The sequence below is a fragment of the Bacillus solimangrovi genome, assembly GCF_001742425.1.
In the GTDB taxonomy this organism is placed as follows: domain Bacteria; phylum Bacillota; class Bacilli; order Bacillales; family Bacillaceae_N; genus Bacillus_AV; species Bacillus_AV solimangrovi.
In genome coordinates this window covers 1-19,249 of the sequence record NZ_MJEH01000030.1, presented here as the reverse complement: position 1 = coordinate 19,249, position 19,249 = coordinate 1, and the positions used below count along the sequence as shown (strand labels likewise).

The window sequence follows — 19,249 nt, the reverse complement described above, 5'->3', positions numbered from 1 at the left end:
CAATCTCTTTAACTCTCCTCTTCATACACTATGGTGAAAACATTTATCGAGGAGGGGAAAACATTGGCATGCAGACATTATGAAACGTGTAGGCAATACCGTGGTCGTATGGTACACATCACCGATAAATCAGGTCGTGTACACACTGGAAGAATTCGAAATGTAGACCGTCGTTACGTCTACCTTGATCGACCGAGACGAGGCCTAGGCGGATACGGTTATGGCTATTACGGTGGCTATGGTGGTTATGGATGTTACGGTGGCCGCTGTTTTGGTGCACTTGCACTTGGCGCAATTGCAGGTATCGCAATTGCAGGGCTTCTATTCTGGTAAAAGTAACACGGCATCATTCAACTTTCCCATGCTCGACTTACAGGTTAGTTGAAACGATCTGACATTTGATTCCCACTTCTATCTATTCCAAAATCGAAGCTTCTGTTAAGAAATTCAATAATAAAAGTGAAAAAACAGGAATCCTACGATGCCTGTTTTTTCTACTTATTTAACGTTGCTCAACTTCTTCATACGGATGTGCAACCCACCCTGTCTGATCGATAAATAAGCGAACTGCGACAACTTGACGTTCATCTGATAACGTGAAGAAATGTGGTGTATTTTCAGGAACAGAGATAACATCACCTGCTGTTAGATCCACATCAAAATAACCTGTTTGTTCATCTCCTTTAATGATAAATGTACCGCTGCCTGCTGTAATGGCACGTACTTCATCTTCTGTATGAGTGTGCACTTTTTCAAACTTTTTTAAGATTGCTTCTAAGTCAGGAGTTTGATCATTTAAGACGACAACATCCCAATTTTTATACCCTCTTCGCTCGGCAAGAGAACGAATGTCTGTATCAAAAACTTGTAACACTTCTTCCTTTTGTGAATCATTAATCTTACAATTTCCACGCAAATCTTCTGATAGCTTCTCTACATCCCAATGCTCATATAAAACGTCAAACTGATCGAAAAATTGCTTCACATTCTCTTCCCCTGAAATTACTTCACCTGTATTTCTCACTTTAACAATTGCCATTCTTCGTTCCTCCTCTTTATTATTACGAAATTGGTTGTGTTAATGTTAATAGCTTTACATGCCAACTGAACATGAACTCACAAGCTTCTAAATACTTCTTCGCTTCAAAAGCTGTTCTTCCCCACACTGTTATGCCATGATTACGAATGAGTACAGCACCAGCGTCAGCTTTCACGTGTTGCGCCAACTCTTCTGCTAATGTTGGGATGTCGGCATGATTTTTAATAATTGGAATATTAAGCTTTGCATCCTCTTCCCACATCCCACATGCTTTAATAATTTCTTGCCCTGTAAATGACACTTCACCAATATCACCATACAATTCAGAAATAACATTGTTATCAATTGTATGCACATGTAGGCTACATCCTGCTTCTGTTTCTTGATAAATATGACAATGAAGCAACGTTTCCGCTGATGGCCTAAGGTGTGTTTCTTCTACTGGATTTCCACGTTTATCAACTAAGAGAAAGTCTTCGTTTGTCCGCTTTCGTTTATCCTTGCCACTAGCTGTGACTAGAAAATGGAGCGGAGCATCGCTCACCTTAATCGATAAGTTTCCACTCGTACCGAAAAACCAATCTCGTTTGGCAAGCTCATCCTTCACATCTGCAAGCTGTTCCCATTCTGTTTCATAAGCACTCATACCCTCACCTCTATCTCACGTAAGCCATTCATTACGTCATAGAACGTTTCAAATGATTCATGTCGAATCGATAATTGCTCACATTTCTCTAATAAATAATCACAAGCAAACACGTAATCTGCTAATTTCGCTTGCTCTAAATCTGTAACTGAATCACCGATGACAATTTTATATGCATCAGACGGTGCTAGCTTACGAATCAGGGACGTTTTACAACAGCCACACCCGTTCTGACACTGTTCATCACACGAATACGGCCATAAAATGTTGATCGTTTCTTGTGAGAAATCTGCCTCGTTGCAGTAAATATCTTCTCTTGGAATAATTCCTTCTAATAGGGGATAAACGAAAAATCCTATACCTCCACTAAGTACCTTTAGCTCATAATCATGCTCCTTCGCAAACTGTACAAATTCAAGGAAACCCGGACGTAGTTCAGCTTGGGTCACAAGATAGTCAGTTAGCTCAGCACGTTTTGAACTAGTGATAAGTGCAAACATCTGACTTACCCCCTCTTGAATCGAAATGCGTTGTTCAAGTACAGCATCCTTAATCGCTTCCCATTCAGGTGGAGCAAACTGTTTCATCAATGCGATAATGTTGTCATTTAGTGTAATCGTGCCATCGAAATCACAAAAAATCATTTTCTTACTCATGCCTTCACCTCACTACTGCCCCACTGTTCAATTGCTTGCTTCAATTCAGGTGCGCTCTTTATTGCTTCTTGTAACGAAATGCCATCAACAACAGCATCAATCGCTTGTCGAAATGCCTTACCTCCAGCAATCACCCCTGCTTTATGGCCAAATATACCTCCTCCTGCATTAATGACACAATCTAAACCAAAGTCTCGGTACAGAAGTGGTACAAGACCTGGATGAATACCTGCTGAAGGCACTGGCAAAGCAGGTTTGAACGGGATCGAATCTGTTGTAAGATTTTCTGCTACTGCCAATGCTTGCCCTCGCTCAAGTGCAACACTGCCATAAGGCGATGGATAGAGCACAAGATCTGCACCTACATAACGCAATAATTTCCCAAGCAATAATTTTGTCGAAATTCCGTACAATGGTGATGATGTATACGCGCCACTTACCGCAGGATGTGCCATAATCGGAACGTGAATATTAGGGTCTTCTCTTAATGCTTGTAACACATCTAATCCATATGCAAATACGTTAAATAACAGTAAATCTGCACCTAGAGAAACTGCTCTTTTTGCCTGTTCTTTCAAATCGAACGTTCGTCCCGTCAAATTCACAGCGTATAACGTTCGTTTCCCTGTACGTTGATACGCTTCTTCTAATCCTTGTACACATGCAGGAATACGTTCTTCGATAGATGTAAGTGGGTTCTCAAAGAGAATTTCATCATCTTTGACGATATCAATACCACCGAGTGATTGATCTTTAATTTGTTCTCGTAGTTCTGCTGCATCCTTTCCAATCACACCTTTAAAAATGCTCATTAACAACGGTCGTTCGTGTACACCTGTTAGATCTCGAATTCCTTGCACACCAAAGGCTGGACCAGGGAATGACTTGTATAATTCTTCCGAAAATCCCAAATCTAGTAACTTAATCGCACCATCAAGTGATAGTTTTCCAAATACAGTCGTAAGGATTGCTGGTAAATCAAATGTGAAATTTACAGACGGATAGGCGATTTTGATAATGCCTCGTTGGCCTTTCTTACTTAAAAATGCATCCGTTACATCATCATTCGGTAATTTTTCTACACTGATGACTTCGCCTTTATGCTTTCTTAATTGTTCTTGTTCTACAGTCGGTAACGTCGTCCATGATCCAACGGTTAATCCAAGTGCAATCCCTTCAGCCTTTTTTTCCAGATTAAAACCTTCATCATGAACCAAATATGTTGCAATGATATTACTCATATTCTCACCCTTCCTAATCGACTTTTGCTTCTCGTTCTCTTTAATACCCTTAAGCATATATACGCAAAAAAACCTCTATCTACGCTGAGAAAGAGGTTGAAATTCATTCAAACATTCTTATCTCTCAGCCGAATGACTGCAAGACTTAGCACCGTGCTTCGTAATTGAAGTCGGTTGCCGGGCTTCGTAGGGCTTGTTCCCTCCACCTGCTCTTGATAAGATTTATCGATATTTGTTTGTTAGCACTTTTCAGAAATTTAATTTGGATTATGCCAGTGAATTTTCAAATTGTCAATCCTTATTTTAAAATTATCCTTTTCACTAGATCTGATAATCCAGAAGCTTACCTCATAAAAAAATAAAAATTCTAAAAATATTCTTGACAAGACTAGCCTAACGAATTTAGTATTAGTCTCAAGCAAAAACAAAACTTCATAAACGTTGCAAGCTCTTATCATGAGTTGGCGGAGGGAATTGGCCCTACGAAGCCCAGCAACCGGCCGAAATACCATTGTGATATGGGGCGCTATATGCGCCATTAACGTTAAGGCACGGTGCTACATCCACCAGAAAGCAGTTGCTTTCTGAAAGATAAGAGGAGTGAAGCATATGTGCATTCAATCCTCTTTCTGTCGGAAAGAGGTTTTTTATTTGTTTGAAATTTTTATGTGGAGGGATTAAATATGACAACAGCAGAGCGTATTGATAAGTACGAACCGTTAACAGAACAAAAAGTCATTCAGCTCGTCCAACAGTTGAGATTGCTACCATCTGATGGCGCACTCACTTGTGAAGAAATTGGCGATGGGAATTTGAATTATGTATTTCGTGTTATAGACGAACGTTCACAACAATCATTAATTGTGAAACAAGCACTTCCTTATGCAAAAGTTGTTGGGGAAAGCTGGCCACTTTCTTTAAACAGAGCAAGCATCGAATATCAAGCGTTAAGGATTCAAGGTGAACTAACACCTGATTTCGTTCCAAAAGTTTATTATTCAGATACAACGTATGCGATCACGATCATGGAGGACTTATCACAATTTGATATATTAAGAGGCAAACTAATTGATGGTGAACATTACCCCAACCTTGGCAAACATATCGGGGAATTCATTGCAAAAACGTTATTTTTCACGTCCGACTTTTACTTAGATGCTGAAACGAAGAAACAACGTGTAAAGCAATTTATTAACCCTGACCTGTGTAAAATCACTGAAGACCTCGTTTTCACAGACCCGTTCTTCGATCATGATACAAATGATTTTGAAGAAGAACTACGTGAGGATGTTGCAAACATTTGGGACGATCTTCTCTTAAAATTAGAAGTCGCAAAATTGAAAAAGTTATTCTTAACTCGTAGTGATGCACTCGTTCATGGCGACTTGCACACAGGGAGTATCTTTGTCACCGAAACCGACACGAAAGTCATTGACCCTGAATTTGCTTTTTACGGACCTCTTGGATTTGATATCGGTCAGTTTATCGCCAACATCCTTTTAAATGCAATTACGAAACAACAAGAACAGCAGCGACAGCTACTACAACTAATCACTGATACTTGGGAGCATTTCAGCGAGACATTTACAGAACTTTGGAAAACGCAAGGTCAAGAAAAGTATACGCAAGTAGACGGTTATGTGGAACATGTCCTTACAGAAACATTTGAAGATGCAATCGGATTTGCTGGCTGTGAAATCATTCGACGCACAATTGGGCTTGCACATGTCGCAGACTTGGATGAAATCACTGAATATTCGGAACTATTAAGCTCAAAACGCCATGCTCTATCACTCGGTAAGGAACTAATCTTCCAACGAAGCAAACTGACATCACCAAGACAAATTACATTGTACTAAAAGGAGGTGCACCATATGACAAATACATCTACAAAACCGATTCAATCTGTTCAGTGGCATGATGGCAAGCTTATCCTATTAGATCAACGGATGCTACCACTTGAAACAAACTTTGTCACACTTCAAACGAGTGAACAAGTATGGGAAGCAATTCACTCGTTAACCGTTCGCGGTGCACCTGCCATTGGCATCACCGCTGCTTACGGACTCGCATTAGCAGCCGAGCAATTTGTTGGCGATAATTTTGATGAATTCAAGCACTATGTCCATCAACAACAGCATTTTCTCACAAGTGCACGACCAACTGCGGTTAATCTTACGTGGGCACTTGAACGACTCGTTAGCATACTGCAAGCACACAATGACATCACTGAAGCAAAATCAGCTTTGTTGAAGAAAGCACATGAGATTCAACGAGAAGATGAACACGTTTGTCGAAGTATCGGTGAACACGCATTCTTGTTATTTAACGATGGGGATCGAATCTTAACACACTGTAATGCAGGTGGTATCGCAACCGCCAAATATGGAACGGCACTTGCCCCTTTTTATATTGCGAAGGAACGTGGTGTTCATTATCAAATTTTCGCATCTGAGACAAGACCTGTCCTACAAGGTGCTCGACTTACGACTTGGGAATTACAGCAAGCTGGCATCGATGTAACGTTGATTACTGACAATATGGTTGCCCACACGATCAAAACGAAAAACATCAATGCGATTATCGTTGGTGCTGACCGTATCGCAGCAAATGGAGATACCGCAAACAAAATCGGAACATTTGGGTTAGCACTTATCGCCAAAGCCTTGAACATTCCGTTCTATGTGGCAGCACCTCTGTCAACAATCGACTTACAAATTCGCTCAGGTGATGAAATTCCAATTGAAGAAAGACAGGCACGTGAAGTCACACATTGGCATGACAAAGCTGTTGCACCTGATGGAACCCAAGTATTCAATCCGGCATTTGACATCACACCACATCACCTAATCAGTGCAATTATTACTGAAAAAGGCATTATACATGACAACTTTGAAGCTGAACTACACAACTTATTCGAGAATACTAAAGGAGCACAAACAAAATGAAAAAGAATCTTTCTAAACTATTCATCTTATTACTAGCACTTAATATCTTTTTAATTGGTTGCACAAATGAACAAGACGCCGTTAGTAGTCAACCTGCTGATGAACCAACTGAACAAGTAGATGTCATAAATGAAGATACAAACAAAAATACCAGCACAGCAACGATTCCAGAAGCAGTAAATAAACCGTTAAAGATTGCTGCGATTATGCAAATGTCAATTGGTACGTTTTCTTCCCAATACGTCGCAGGCGTGAAAGAACAAGTGGAGAAATTCGGTGGCGAGGTACAAATCTATAACTCAAACAATGATCTCGCTCAAATGGCAACACACTTAGATACAGCGGTTAACCAAGGCGTAGATGGCATTCTTATTGATCACGGACGTGCAGATGCACTCGAAGCTGGTGTAAAGAAAGCAATTGAAGCTGGTATTCCTGTCGTTGTATTTGATAACGATATTGATCTTCCAGGCGTAACGAAAATTGACCAAGATGATTATAGCCTTGCTTGGGATTCACTGAAAACACTTGCTCAAGATATCGATGGTGAAGGTAACATCGTCTACATTTGGGTTGGTGGATTTACACCAATGGAACGACGCAATGTCATTTATGAAGCGTTCAAAACACGTTATCCAGCCATTCAAGAAATTGCACGCTTCGGGACCGCAAGTGCCAATACTGCACTCGATACTCAAACACAAATGGAAGCAATTTTGAAGCAATATCCGAAAGGTGAAATCGATGCCGTTTTCGCACCATGGGATGAATTTGCTAAAGGTGCTGTTCGAGCAATCGAACAAGCGGGACGTGATGAAATTAGCGTCTATGGAATTGACTTAAGTGATGAAGACTTACAAATAATTCAAAAGGAAAATAGCGCTTGGAAAGCTTCAGCTGCAACAGATCCAGCCGAAGTTGGTAAAATCCAAGTCCGCTTCCTCTATCAAAAAATTGCAGGCGAACCAACACCTCAGATTTTTTCACTTGATCCATATCTCGTGAAACAAACTGATCTTCCTAAGCAAAACATTTCAATGGATGAAATTGGTGACTACATCGATGGTTGGGGCGAATCGAACGCTGCCACTTCCGCTTGGATGGAACAACTCGAACAACAAGTGAAAGAGTGATTCACATGTTAGAAATGAGACATATTTCAAAATCGTTTGCAGGAAATACCGTTCTAAACGATATTTCCTTCTCTGTTCAATCTGGTGAAGTTCACGCTCTATTGGGCGTGAACGGAGCTGGAAAGAGCACATTAATGAAGATCCTTTCAGGTGATTATGTGAAAGATCGTGGTGACATTTCTATCAATGGTGAGCTAGTTGACATTCACGACCCTCATTCTGCTAAAAAAGCTGGAATTGGCATTGTCGTGCAAGAGGTCGATACAGCACTTATTCCTACACTATCTGTTACCGAAAATCTCATTCTTGATGACTATGTAAATCAGAGGCGCTTCACCTTCAATTCTTGGTCAGCGAGAAAGAAACGAGCACGTGAAATGCTTGCTGCAATTAATGTTGAGATTGATGTGACGAAGGAAATCTCAGAATGCACATTGTCTGAAAAACAAATGATTCTTATTGCCAGAGCCGTTGCCCAACAAGCTCACTATCTTATTTTAGATGAGCCAACTGCTCCACTTAGTGAACAAGAACGACAAAAGCTCTTTCACGTCATTAATCAGCTTAAAGAAACTGGTGTAAGTATCATTTACATTTCACATCACCTTTCTGAAATTAAGCAAATCACTGATCGGCTCACTATTTTACGAGATGGTAACGTGATCGTGACCGAACAAACAGACAATATTGAACTAGGAGACATCATCCACCATATGTTAGGTAATCAGATCACACAACTGATTAAGCCAATACGCCGTGAAACGTCTTCAACACCTTTATTCGAAGTAAATGACCTTTTCATTCCACAAACAGGTACAACGATTAACTTAACCGTAAATGAAGGTGAAATTGTTGGAATAGCAGGACTACTTGGTGCAGGTAAGACAGAAATTGCTCGTACATTATTTGGATCTACACCTACTAGTAGCCCTTCATGTACCGTTCGAGGTAAGAAAGTTTCAATTTCATCGTCTTATGAAGCGATCAAAGCTGGCCTATGTCTCATACCTGAAGAACGAAGAAAAGAAGGCATCTTAGTTGATTCATCTGTACGTGAAAACTTAACACTTCCTTCATTACAAACTTTCACAAGTCAGTTCATTGTCAATCGGACTAAGGAAGAACAATTTTCTGAAAAACAAATCAATCGTTTAAAAATAAAAACACCTAACTCTACAACACAACTCCGTTACCTTAGTGGTGGTAACCAACAAAAGGTTTCGATTGGGAAATGGTTGAATGAAACAAGTGAAGTTTACCTATTTGATGAACCGACAAAAGGCATCGATATTGGCGCTAAAAAAGACGTCTTCAAGCTCGTTCACGAACTCGCGAATGAAGGTAAAGGCATTCTCTATTTCACGAGTGAATTTGAAGAATTACTTGAAATTGCCGATCGAATTCTCGTTTTACATCATGGTGAACTAATCACATCATTCGCTCGTGGCGAAGCGACACACACATCACTTATGCAGGCTGCATCTGGAGGGGTTATAGATGAAACAATCAGTTGAAGCTTACGAACAACTTCAACGACCAAATCGTGTGACCGATAATCTCATACATTTTCTCGTCAAATATGGTACGTTGCTCGCAATTGGTCTCATAATCATTTTTTTCAGCATCGTAAATGAACGGTTTTTATCCTATGAAAACTTTGCTGATATTTTACGTTCCATTTCTATCGTTACACTACTCGCAATCGGTGTTACCTTCACGTTAATTGTGGATGGGTTCGACTTATCAGTGGGTTCAACCGCAAGTCTTGCAACGATTGCAAGTGCAATGATGCTCGTTTGGTTTAGACAAGAGCTGCTGATCGCAATTCTCGTTCCACTCTTATTAGGATTGCTCGTTGGGTTATTGAATGCATTTGTCGTCGTTAAGATTAAAATCCCTGATCTACTAGGGACGTTATCTGTCATGTATATCGTAAACGGTATTCAACTAACGATGACGAAGGGTTTCTCAATCTATAACAATATGCCAATGCAAGATGGCTCTACTGCTCCAGGGAAGTTCATTCCTTCTTTCTTATTCATCGGACAAGGTGAACTATTCTCGATTCCCTTCCCTGCTATCTTAATGATCGGTGCAGTCATAATCGTACACCTTATCCTGTCCTATACGACATTCGGTCGCTTGCTCTACATTACAGGTGGAAATAAGGAAGCGGCACGTCTATCAGGTGTTCGAGTTGAACGATATCGCGTTTACGCTTACGTGTTAAGCGGATTGTTCGCAGCGATCGCAGGAATCGTTCTCGCATCACGAATTGGAACTGGGCAAGTATCTGCTGGTGCACCGCTACTCATGGATGGTGTTGCCGCAGCCTTAATCGGATATTCTGTATTTGGAGCTGGCAAACCAAATGTATTCGGTACGTTTATTGGTGCTATCTTAATTGGGATTTTACTAAATGGTTTTACAATGATGAACGTTCCCTACTATGCCCAAGATATTATAAAAGGAACCATTCTCGTCGGTGCGTTAGCATTCACGTACATTCGGAAAGGGAAGTTTTCATAAAGTAGACAACAAGCACCTAATGCTCTATAGCAGAAGGTGCTTATTTTAGAAATGAACCTTTTTCATTTTTGTACTAGTTTGTTGATTAGTTGTATTGATAAAGTGAAACTTTCATCAGTATGAGTTTCTCTACATCCCTCAATTGAAACGTGATAAAATTAGATCATTATTATCATTGAAAATTCCAAAAATTCATAATGAGAGGATGAGAGAACTGAACATTTCATTCATACCTCCTTCAAAATGTTTGAGAGAATTTATCGATTGTTATTGGATATGGGAATCCGATGAAAACTCATTAACTGAGTTACCTAGAATTTTACCTAGTACAAATATAGAGGTAGTTTTTTACTATCAATCTCCTTTTATTTGCACTGATCATAATAATAATTCATCGAAGCTTCCTCTAGCTCATATTGTAGGTGTACAAAAAACTTATATGGACTTATGTGCGACTGGACAAATTGGACTGATTGCTATTCGTTTTTTACCTGGTACATTTCATCAATTTTGCAAAGAACAAATAGGAGAATTTACTGACCATATATGTAACATTTCAGAAGTATGGGGACAACTAGGCGATGAATTACAATATAAAATACATGAAGCTTCTACAACTCAACATCGGATTGATATTATCGAACATTATCTATTGCTACTTTTAAAAAGCTATTATAAAAATACTACTCATCAAGCGATTCAATCTTACGCTATCAATCAACTGATGCAATCAAATAGTAAAAAAACAATCCCACATATCTGTAATGAAGTTGGTATTAGCCAAAGACAACTACAAAGAATTTTCAATGACTTAGTTGGAGTTAGCCCAAAATACTTCCAAAAAATCTCGATGTTTGAAAATACTTCTCGAACTATATGTTTACTTAAGGAGCATGAATATCTAACTATTATTCTGGAAAATGGCTACTATGACCAAGCTCATTTTATTAATATTTTCAAACAACTTTCTGGTACGAACCCGCTCTCTCTCCTATCCAAAAACTTTATGTCGTATTTTTACAATACTGTAATAACTCCATCACCTAACATGTAATAGAACCTATATTTTTGGAGGGATGGAGAATGAAACTTTGGAAACTGAGCGGTGTATTTCTAATTGCAACAGGAATAATACACACTATTGTAGGACTCATTATTGGATGGACAATATTAGGGGAGATTATCAAGGAAGGTCTGTTCAATACAGTAGTAACTCAGCATGACCGTAATGCAGTAATATGGTTTATACTATGTGGTGTCTTTTGGATTATGATTGGACATTTTCTCCACATATATCTAAAAGAAATAAACATGCCTGTTCCACGTTTCATCGGCTGGTATTTTCTGATTATCTCACTTTTTGGAGTACTAATTTCCCCTATATCTGGATTTTGGTTATTTATACCACAGGCTTTGATCATTATATTAGCCCATCCAAAACGAGCACTGCCTCATTGATAGACACAACACTTATTTTTCTAATAACATTGTAAAGATAGATGTTTCAGTAATCATGCTTAGACGATTTAGACTGTCTAAGCATGATTACTGTTTTTTCCCGTTCATTCCAGCTTTTATTCGTTTAACGAAAACTACTTCATTACTATTCATGTTACTTCTAGATGAGTCCGCGTCTAATCGGGTTTGCAGATACAGGTACTTTGCCTAATTCTCTTGTCCAGACTCATAATTGCCACATATGATAGATTTCATGTGCAATGATATGCCTCATAACTTTACCCCAATAGAAAGGAAAGCATCGTGTGTATATCGAAGTAATGCATCTAGCATTATAGATCCCATTCTATAAGATACGTGTTTAATTGTTTGGTGGAGGTGAGTGGAAATTAAACGAATGTTCTCGCTTTTGGTAAGCCTCGTTATTATTTTAGAGGGATGTAACACAACTAATTCTCAACAAGATGACTTCAACATATGGATTGACGATTCTACTAGCACTCAAGAAACCAAAGAGTCAGCCATTGAAAGACTTAACAACGCTAACATTGACTACAAAGTAGATGATGAAGGCAACATCTTGATTAAGGAAAGCGATATCGATAAAGCCGTTATATGTTGTTCCTAAAACCCTAGTGACATTCATGCTCACTGGGGTTTCTTATAAGTGATCGTCCTTCTTCACTTAACCCTTTACACCATTAATACCATTCTTCTTTAACCATCTAGTTATATTGAGATAATCCTTTCAATAATTACACCCTATTCATTTTAAAATTGTGTTAAATCAAATCTATTAATTGCTTTCCCTTTTAAACAGCATATCCCTTTAAATATTGTGAATTTACACACATAAATAGGTAATAGGGAGCTTATGTTAGAACATAGATATATGTTAATCAACTACACAGGATTGTTCTATAAACATGATTCAATTTACGAAAGGAGAACTTAAATTGAAAAATAAATTAAGAAGGTCTTCATCAGATAAGGCTTTATTTGGGGTTTGTGGGGGCATAGCTGAGTATTTCAACATATCTTCATTTTTTGTAAGACTTATATTTATTTTCCTACCTGCTAATCTATTAATATATTTCATTTTTAATATAGCGATGCAAGACGACCCTTCTGATTTATCTAACCATTAAAACATCAATACAATCATATTCACATAATTTATGAAAATAGGATAAGCAAAAAGGAATGTGCACACCTCAGCACATTCCTCTTTCACCTTTATTTACATATCATCAATTACGATATACGTTGCTTTTATCGGGCCATGTACACCGACGATTAAGTTCATTTCGATGTCCGCACTATTACTTGGACCTGAGATAAAGTTCACACATGAAGCGACCACTTCACCACGTATTACTTGCTCGCGAACAGCTTGCGCAACTTGTGTCATACGCGGAACGATCGTGCTCTTAGGCACGAGTGCAATATACGTTGCTGGTAAGAGACTGACAGAACGCCCTTTCCCATTGTCACTAAAGAGGACAACTGTACCTGATTCAGCTAATGTTGCATCGCTGAACGTGATTCCTACATCAGCTTTGGCTGAAATACCAAGGTTTTCCTTGCCTCCATTTTTGTCCCAAACATGTACGTCTATCTCTTCGTTCGGAAGTGTTGTTGATAAGTAATCGCACAAACCAATTTCTTCAAAGCGTACATCATCGGACGTTACGACCGATTTGCCTCCGTAATGACTTATTACATCAGAAATCGCTTGTTTAACACCCGCTTTATTCGTTTGCACAAAATCAGTATGAATATAGTTACATTGTTCTTTCAACGCTTGTACTAGTTCATCTTGAGAGTACCCTTTAAACACGTGATGCTGTGGTTGATGCTTCCACGTTGGGCGTTCAACATATGTGCGTTGTTCACGTCCGAGTGTTTTAGTAATGTTCCTTAAGAAACTTTTTCGATTTTGAATTGTTCCTTTTGTCATGAACGCACACCACCTTTCTCACGGTTTTTATACCAATCTCGAAAACGTTCTTTATTCGGTGCAGGGAAATCACGAATTGATGTCCAGTTTTTCAGCAGTCCTGGACCATTCGTAATTTTGTCATCCTTCACAAATGGCTTCATCATCGTTGGCGCTAACTTCGTTCCAACGTTATACATCGTTGGATTTGCTGTTCCCATTCGGAATGCTTTCATTGATAAGTTCTCAAACTTTGGTGCACGTCCTTCATTTTCAACAATGTTTTGACGGTGTTTAAGTAGTAAGTCATGTAAAGGAATCCCTACTGGACACGCTTCTGTACATGCTGCACATAAGCTTGACGCATACGGTAATTCTTTATATTCATCATAACCACCTAATAGCGGTGAAATAACTGCACCAATTGGACCTGGATAGATCGATCCGTACGAATGACCACCTACATGACGGTACACAGGACAAACATTGATACATGCTGCACAACGAATACAGTGTAACGCTTCTTGGAATTGAGTTCCGAGAATTTTTGAACGTCCATTATCGACGATAACAAGATGGAATTCTTCAGGACCATCAACATCACCTTCTTGTTTTGGTCCTGTTAATGCCGTGATGTAACTCGTTAGTTTTTGCCCTACTGCCGCACGTGTTAATAGACTAACTAACACTTCCATCTCTTCCCATGTTGGTACGATCCGCTCCATTCCCATGACTGTAATTTGTGTCTTCGGAACAGTTGTCACCATACGTGCATTTCCTTCATTCGTAACGAGTGAAATTGTTCCTGAATCCGCAATCGCAAAGTTACAGCCTGTAATGCCAATATCTGCTTGTAAAAACTGTTCTCGAAGCTGTTCACGTGCAAACAACGCCAATTCCTCTGGTTTTTCAGTTTTATCGTAACCAAGCTTATCACGAAACACATCACGAATCTGTTCTTTGTTTTTGTGTAATGCCGGTGCTACGATATGTGAAGGTGGATCGTGGTCATCTACCTGTAAAATCCATTCACCGAGGTCCGATTCAACGACGTCACAGCCTAATTGTTCTAACGCCTCGTTCATACTAATTTCTTCTGTCACCATTGACTTTGATTTGACGACCTTCTTGCCATCCTTTTTCTTCACAACGTCCTTAATGTATTCGTTCGCTTCTTCTGCTGTTTCTGCAAAGAAAACGTGCCCACCACGTGCTGCAACATTCTCACTTAGTTGCTCCAAATAATAATCAAGGTTCTCTAACGTGTGTTTGCGGATCTCCTCACCAAGCTTACGCCATTCTTCCCAACTGCCAAGCTCTTCGGCTGCATTTAAACGCCCATTACGAAGGCGACCTTGTGCTGCGGAAACCGCTCCACGCATAAAATCATTACCAATTCCATTCTGTACACGATCCTTGAAATCCGTGTTTCCGATCTTCATTGCCATGCTTTTCTCCCCCTCTCCGTTAACGACTATTCAATACAGATGCAATATGCATTACTTTAATCGGTTTGCCTGTACGTTCAATTCGTCCACCGATATTCATCAAACAGCCACAATCTGCACCTACTAAAATATTAGCCTGAGTTTCTTCTACGTGCTGAACCTTCTCATCTACCATCTGTTCAGAAATCGGTGTCATCTTAACGGAGAACGTTCCCCCAAATCCACAGCAATCATGACGATTAGGAAGCGGTGTAACATTTAACCCTTTCACGTTATGTAACAACTTCATAGGTGCATCTACTACACCTAACAATCTAGTCATATGACAAGACGTATGATAAGTAGCGGTTGCATCTAATTTTGCACCAACATCTTCAATTCCTAATACATCAACGATAAATTGCGTTAGTTCATATGTCTTATCTGCTAATTTCTTCGCTCGTTCCTCCCATACAGAATCTCCTTCGAAGACATGTGGATAGTCACGAAACATCGTTGCACATGAACCTGATGGTGTAACGACATATTCACAATTCTCAAATACTTCAATCATATGCTTCATTGATTCTTTTGCCTCTGTAACATACCCACTGTTATATGCTGGTTGTCCACAGCACGTTTGCTTTTCAGGAAAATCAACTTCACAGCCTAAATGCTCTAACAATTCAACCGTATCTTTACCTACATCCCCTTGAAACATGTCGATCAAACATGTCACAAACAATGAAACTTTCATTCTTCTCCCCACTTTCCTCATCGATCACAGCCATTTATGATATCGTTTTCATTTGCTAACTTTGAAAAACAAAGAACATTCTTCAATCCCCTTAGCCAATAGCATCTTTATCTTAATATCTATGAGTGTGAAACGTTTTTTTACCTTTAATCTGGTCACTCAGCAATCTTTCTACCAATTTAATGCTATTTATAAAATTAGTCAACAGGTTATCTGATGATTAACTTTTTATTTCCCTCTCACTATATCAATCAAACCTCAAATCTAATCATTTAATTCAATAAAAAAACCGCTCAAGCACTAGCTTGAACAGCATTTCTTACCAATAAAAAAATGATTTTACGATTCATTAACGTCCTTCACATACTTCATTAACACACCTTCAACATTTAAAAGATGATTCAACATATATTGTTGTGCTAACTTGCCATCTTGAGCTTCAATCGCGTTATAAATGTCTTGATGCTCCTGATATAAACGTTCTAATGTCTCTTGTTTAGAATATAACCACAACTTACGTGTCTCACGCATCGTTGTCACCATCATCTCGGACACGTTATTCATTAAACTTGTTAATAAGTCGTTACGTGATGCTTTTGCAATTGCAATATGGAAAGCTAGATCTGCCTTCTCACCTAACTCTTCATTCTTACCCGCTCGTGCCATTTCTTCAAGTGCAGACCTCATTGCTTGCAAGTCCTGCTCAGTACGACGCTCACAAGCAACCTCAACAGCACCTACTTCAAGAATTTTACGTACTTCCAACAAATTCTCGATGTCCTGCTTTTTCATTAACACTGCAGCATGAATTGGTAGCGTTAACATTTCAGAATCAAATTGACGAACGTAAGTCCCTTCACCCTGACGCATTTCCACTAATCCCATTGCACGTAATGCACTAAGTGCTTCACGTATTGCTGAGCGGCCAACTTGAAAATTCTCCGCAAGTTGCTGCACACTTTCTAGCTTATCACCAGGTTTCAATTCACCTGATTTAATCGTTTCAAGCAAAGCTTCTGCAACTTCTTCATATATCTTTCGCGTACGAATTCGTTTATATTGCATCACACTCACCCCATTACCCTTTCATCACATTCTAGTAAAATAACAAAATCTACATATACTTATCTTTAACAAAACGTATGTATCTAAATTTCACTTTTATAGATAATTTAAATGATTTTTGCATTAAGTACGTCTGAATTTTTAAGACTATTATCTTTATCAAGACAAGTTCCCCTTAATCTTAGCATAAACGAAAATCCCTGTACATTTGTGAGTGATCGTTCACATCATTATAATTTTTAACGTTCAACATTAGAGATAAAATACCATTTTTGTCTTGTAAATAGAAAAATATGAACATTTTTCAAAAAAATGATTGAAAAATGATTCCGCTTACATTATCATTAACTCATCTGATGACCAGATTAACTGTCTGATGGTTGCCATGGGGGTGGCAAACGTTTTCAGTCAAGCGGATTAGTTTATTAGACGAACTTATACACTATTAATTTTCTAATAATTCTAACTATTATCCGCAGAAAAACTTTGGGGGTATGTAATATATGAGTATCGGTGTTCTTTCTTTATTGGCACTACTGCCAATTGCTGCAATTTTCTTTTTCCTCGTTATTTTACAATGGCCTGCTTCACGTGCCATGCCAGTTGCACTTATCGTCACTGGATTAACGGCAATGTTTGCATGGGGCACGAAACTAAATGTCATTGCTGGTGCTGCTGTTAATGGTCTCGTAACTGCGCTTAATGTTCTCTTCATCGTTTTTGGAGCAGTCTTGCTACTGAACACGTTGAAGGAGAGCGGTGCGATTTCAACGATTCGCCAAGGATTTATTAACGTCTCACCTGACCGACGTATTCAAGCAATTATCATTGCATGGTTATTCGGAGCATTCATCGAAGGTGCTGCTGGGTTCGGTACACCTGCGGCAATTGCTGCACCACTTCTCGTCGCAATTGGTTTCCCTGCAATGGCAGCAGTACTTGCGGCATTAATTATTCAAAGTACACCTGTTTCATTCGGAGCGATCGGCACACCAATTGTTGTCGGTGTTAATGGTGGATTATCTAATCAAGATAAAGTTTTATCGGCAATTGGTGATGTCCCGTATGCGACATATTTACATGAAATCGGTGCAAACGTTGCCATGCTTCATGCAATTGTTGGCTCACTCATTCCTTTATTCATGGTGGCAATGATTACACGTTTCTTTGGGGAATCTCGTTCATTCCGTGAAGGTTTGAAAGTTTGGAAGTTTGCACTATTTGCAGGTATTAGTTTCACTGTTCCTTATTTCTTAATTGGGAAGTTCCTTGGACCAGAATTCCCATCATTAATCGGTGCATTAATTGGACTTGCGATTGTCGTACCAGCCGCTAAAGCTGGCTTCCTTACACCAAATGATGATGAAGTCTTCGATTTCCCTGATCGCAATAAATGGGAGGAAGAATGGATCGGTAAACTTAATAATGAACCCGTTCGTGAAGTAACAGAGGGGCGACACATTTCTTTACTTAAGGCATGGATGCCGTATGTGTTCGTTGCTGGTTTACTCGTTTTGACGCGAATCGTTCCTGAAGTGACAGCACTACTGAAACATCCAGCAGTTACAATACAAATCGATAACGTATTCGGCTCTGGTATAGGTGCTTCATCACAGCCGTTATATTTACCAGGTTTCATTTTCCTTGTCGTATCTGTTCTCACCTTCTTTATGCATCGCATGAAATCAGAAGAATATGTGCGCGCTTGGTCCGCTACATTCCGTACTGTCCTAAGTGCAGCAGGAGCATTGCTCTTCGCAGTTCCGATGATTAAGATCTTCTTAAATACAGGAACAGAAGAACTGGCAAGCATGCCACTCGTTCTAGCTGAAGGTGTGTCACAACTCGTTGGACCAATTTGGCCATTATTTGCACCGACAATTGGCGCAATGGGTGCCTTCATCGCTGGTTCAAACACATTTAGCAACATGATGTTCTCTCTCTTCCAATTCGGAACAGCTGAAAGCATAGGACTTAGTGCTACAAGTGCTGGTCTTGTCGTTTCACTTCAAGCAATTGGTGGAGCAGCTGGTAATATGATATGTGTGCATAACGTAGTCGCTGCTTCTGCTACAGTCGGCCTTGTCGGCAAGGAAGGCAACTTAATTCGTAAAGCACTCGTTCCAATGACATATTATATCTTTGCAGCAGGAGCACTCGGAATGGGCATCATTTATAGTGGATTATGGTTTGGTTTATATGCTGCGATCGTTATCGGCTTTATCCTTTATATGGCAACCTATAAGGGAAAACATACGTTACCAACTACCGTAAGCAATAATCAAAGTGCTTAAAATCTTCCTATTAAAAGAACAACCAATTTTGGTTGTTCTCAGTTTGTAGAGAAACCTTCCGTTTCTCTACAAACTATTTTTATGTCCGTGATTTGAAATAGATTTTAGTTGATAAAT

The 19,249-nt window shown here is 39.3% G+C and carries 19 protein-coding genes, 1 pseudogene and 2 riboswitches; of the genes and pseudogenes, 11 read left to right on the top strand and 9 right to left on the bottom strand.

Features of this window, described 5'->3' with window-relative positions; all coding sequences use genetic code 11:
* The first annotated feature begins 63 nt into the window (after positions 1-63).
* Positions 64-333 carry a hypothetical protein gene (locus BFG57_RS11275; protein ID WP_425388508.1) on the top strand — a complete coding sequence of 90 codons (270 nt, stop codon included), beginning with the start codon at positions 64-66 and terminating at the stop codon, positions 331-333.
* A gap of 169 nt (positions 334-502) precedes the next feature.
* Here the strand turns inward: BFG57_RS11275 and BFG57_RS11270 are convergent, their stop codons facing one another.
* Genes BFG57_RS11270 through mtnW form a run of 4 tightly spaced genes read right to left on the bottom strand, consistent with a single transcriptional unit; the run spans position 503 to position 3,582 of the window.
* Positions 503-1,039 carry a cupin domain-containing protein gene (locus tag BFG57_RS11270; protein WP_069717596.1) on the bottom strand — a complete coding sequence of 179 codons (537 nt, stop codon included), beginning with the start codon at positions 1,037-1,039 and terminating at the stop codon, positions 503-505.
* 22 nt (positions 1,040-1,061) lie between these two features.
* A complete protein-coding gene (locus tag BFG57_RS11265) occupies positions 1,062-1,685 on the bottom strand; it encodes a methylthioribulose 1-phosphate dehydratase (protein ID WP_069717595.1) in 624 nt (207 codons plus the stop codon).
* Positions 1,682-2,341, bottom strand: coding sequence for a 2-hydroxy-3-keto-5-methylthiopentenyl-1-phosphate phosphatase (locus tag BFG57_RS11260; RefSeq protein ID WP_069717594.1), 660 nt, complete (start codon positions 2,339-2,341; stop codon positions 1,682-1,684). The genes BFG57_RS11265 and BFG57_RS11260 overlap by 4 nt, the downstream gene beginning before the upstream one ends.
* Complete coding sequence (gene mtnW / locus BFG57_RS11255) at positions 2,338-3,582, bottom strand: 2,3-diketo-5-methylthiopentyl-1-phosphate enolase (protein WP_069717610.1); 1,245 nt, start codon at positions 3,580-3,582, stop codon at positions 2,338-2,340. The genes BFG57_RS11260 and mtnW overlap by 4 nt, the downstream gene beginning before the upstream one ends.
* A 114-nt stretch (positions 3,583-3,696) precedes the next feature.
* Positions 3,697-3,804, bottom strand: a riboswitch (SAM riboswitch).
* A 226-nt stretch (positions 3,805-4,030) separates the two neighbouring features.
* A riboswitch (SAM riboswitch) is annotated at positions 4,031-4,180 on the top strand.
* A gap of 85 nt (positions 4,181-4,265) precedes the next feature.
* Here mtnW and mtnK point away from each other — a divergent pair.
* From mtnK to BFG57_RS11220, 7 genes are all read left to right on the top strand, one after another.
* Entirely contained in the window at positions 4,266-5,441 is a 1,176-nt protein-coding gene (mtnK, locus tag BFG57_RS11250) for an S-methyl-5-thioribose kinase (RefSeq protein ID WP_069717593.1), read from the top strand.
* Positions 5,442-5,456: 15 nt separating this feature from the next.
* A complete protein-coding gene (gene mtnA, locus BFG57_RS11245; protein WP_069717592.1) occupies positions 5,457-6,530 on the top strand; it encodes an S-methyl-5-thioribose-1-phosphate isomerase in 1,074 nt (357 codons plus the stop codon).
* Positions 6,527-7,663, top strand: a complete 1,137-nt coding sequence (locus BFG57_RS11240) for a sugar ABC transporter substrate-binding protein (protein ID WP_069717591.1) — start codon at positions 6,527-6,529, stop codon at positions 7,661-7,663. Before mtnA ends, BFG57_RS11240 begins: the two co-directional genes overlap by 4 nt.
* Complete coding sequence (locus BFG57_RS11235; RefSeq protein ID WP_139125126.1) at positions 7,597-9,177, top strand: sugar ABC transporter ATP-binding protein; 1,581 nt, start codon at positions 7,597-7,599, stop codon at positions 9,175-9,177. Before BFG57_RS11240 ends, BFG57_RS11235 begins: the two co-directional genes overlap by 67 nt.
* A 46-nt stretch (positions 9,178-9,223) precedes the next feature.
* Positions 9,224-10,192 carry an ABC transporter permease gene (locus BFG57_RS11230; protein ID WP_425388509.1) on the top strand — a complete coding sequence of 323 codons (969 nt, stop codon included), beginning with the start codon at positions 9,224-9,226 and terminating at the stop codon, positions 10,190-10,192.
* A gap of 142 nt (positions 10,193-10,334) precedes the next feature.
* Positions 10,335-11,246: a DUF6597 domain-containing transcriptional factor gene (locus tag BFG57_RS11225; protein ID WP_139125125.1), complete on the top strand. Its 912-nt coding sequence runs from the start codon at positions 10,335-10,337 to the stop codon at positions 11,244-11,246.
* A 29-nt stretch (positions 11,247-11,275) separates the two neighbouring features.
* The gene (locus tag BFG57_RS11220) at positions 11,276-11,650 is read left to right on the top strand and encodes a DUF6463 family protein (protein ID WP_069717588.1); all 375 of its coding nucleotides are present in this window, start codon (positions 11,276-11,278) and stop codon (positions 11,648-11,650) included.
* 160 nt (positions 11,651-11,810) lie between these two features.
* Here the strand turns inward: BFG57_RS11220 and BFG57_RS19280 are convergent.
* Positions 11,811-11,936: pseudogene (locus BFG57_RS19280) on the bottom strand (DinB family protein); the annotation flags it as partial.
* 96 nt (positions 11,937-12,032) lie between these two features.
* On the opposite strand from BFG57_RS19280, the gene BFG57_RS11215 reads away from it, so the two are divergent.
* Positions 12,033-12,278, top strand: a complete 246-nt coding sequence (locus tag BFG57_RS11215) for a hypothetical protein (RefSeq protein ID WP_069717587.1) — start codon at positions 12,033-12,035, stop codon at positions 12,276-12,278.
* Positions 12,279-12,576: 298 nt separating this feature from the next.
* A complete protein-coding gene (locus BFG57_RS11210; protein ID WP_069717586.1) occupies positions 12,577-12,798 on the top strand; it encodes a PspC domain-containing protein in 222 nt (73 codons plus the stop codon).
* A 92-nt stretch (positions 12,799-12,890) separates the two neighbouring features.
* Here BFG57_RS11210 and BFG57_RS11205 read toward each other — a convergent pair whose 3' ends face one another.
* The 4 genes from BFG57_RS11205 to BFG57_RS11190 form a co-directional block, all read right to left on the bottom strand.
* Complete coding sequence (locus BFG57_RS11205; RefSeq protein WP_069717585.1) at positions 12,891-13,610, bottom strand: LutC/YkgG family protein; 720 nt, start codon at positions 13,608-13,610, stop codon at positions 12,891-12,893.
* Entirely contained in the window at positions 13,607-15,037 is a 1,431-nt protein-coding gene (locus BFG57_RS11200) for a LutB/LldF family L-lactate oxidation iron-sulfur protein (RefSeq protein WP_069717584.1), read from the bottom strand. The genes BFG57_RS11205 and BFG57_RS11200 overlap by 4 nt, the downstream gene beginning before the upstream one ends.
* Before the next feature lie 19 nt (positions 15,038-15,056).
* Positions 15,057-15,773 carry a (Fe-S)-binding protein gene (locus BFG57_RS11195; RefSeq protein ID WP_069717583.1) on the bottom strand — a complete coding sequence of 239 codons (717 nt, stop codon included), beginning with the start codon at positions 15,771-15,773 and terminating at the stop codon, positions 15,057-15,059.
* A 339-nt stretch (positions 15,774-16,112) separates the two neighbouring features.
* Entirely contained in the window at positions 16,113-16,838 is a 726-nt protein-coding gene (locus tag BFG57_RS11190) for a FadR/GntR family transcriptional regulator (protein ID WP_069717582.1), read from the bottom strand.
* Positions 16,839-17,341: 503 nt separating this feature from the next.
* Between BFG57_RS11190 and BFG57_RS11185 the strand changes: the two genes are divergently transcribed.
* On the top strand, positions 17,342-19,132 hold the full coding sequence (locus tag BFG57_RS11185) for an L-lactate permease (protein WP_069717581.1): 1,791 nt from the start codon (positions 17,342-17,344) through the stop codon (positions 19,130-19,132).
* Positions 19,133-19,249 lie beyond the last annotated feature (117 nt).